Here is a 509-nt window from a genome sequence, read left to right as displayed (position 1 = left end):
CCCGAAGACCGTCCGGATTTTCAGCCATCAGGGACAAAGGCACAAGAACCGTTTCGATTTCGGTCACAAGATTGGTTGCAAACCAGTCGTGGAGATCTGCCGGGTCGTAAAGATACTTCGCGTTTTGTGCACGCGGATCAAAGGCGGCGACTTCTTTCCAGAAGCGCTTGCGGACTTCAGGCGTAGAAAGAATGAACGGAAGATCCTTTCCAGCGAGTTTTCTGAAATTAGTAATCGACCAAGGATAAGCCTCCACGCATTGCTCGGTCGACCATGTGTGATGACGCAGATAGTCTTGAAGCGCTTCAAATCCGGGGACTATGATGCAATTCGGTAGAGACGCCCTTATCTTATCGATCTTCGCTCGATACGCTTCAGCAATTGCTAAATTCGCTGGGGCGTTTTCCTGAATAAATTCGGAATCTGTCATTATGAAAATTCAAAGCCGAGAAAACTTAGCTCTTTAATTTGTTTAACCTTCAGATAAGAACAAATATCGTGATTAGTAC

The 509-nt window shown here is 46.0% G+C and carries 1 protein-coding gene; it reads right to left on the bottom strand.

From position 1 onward, the window contains the following. Window positions 1-430 (bottom strand): hypothetical protein (locus H6A60_RS12445; RefSeq protein ID WP_205105110.1); only part of this gene is annotated, 430 nt, incomplete at its 3' end. Window positions 431-509 lie beyond the last annotated feature (79 nt).

Source organism: Sutterella massiliensis (assembly GCF_016899755.1).
GTDB classification, from domain to species: domain Bacteria; phylum Pseudomonadota; class Gammaproteobacteria; order Burkholderiales; family Burkholderiaceae_F; genus Sutterella; species Sutterella massiliensis.
Note: the sequence above shows the minus strand (reverse complement) of the source record. Positions and strands in the feature narration are given on the sequence as shown.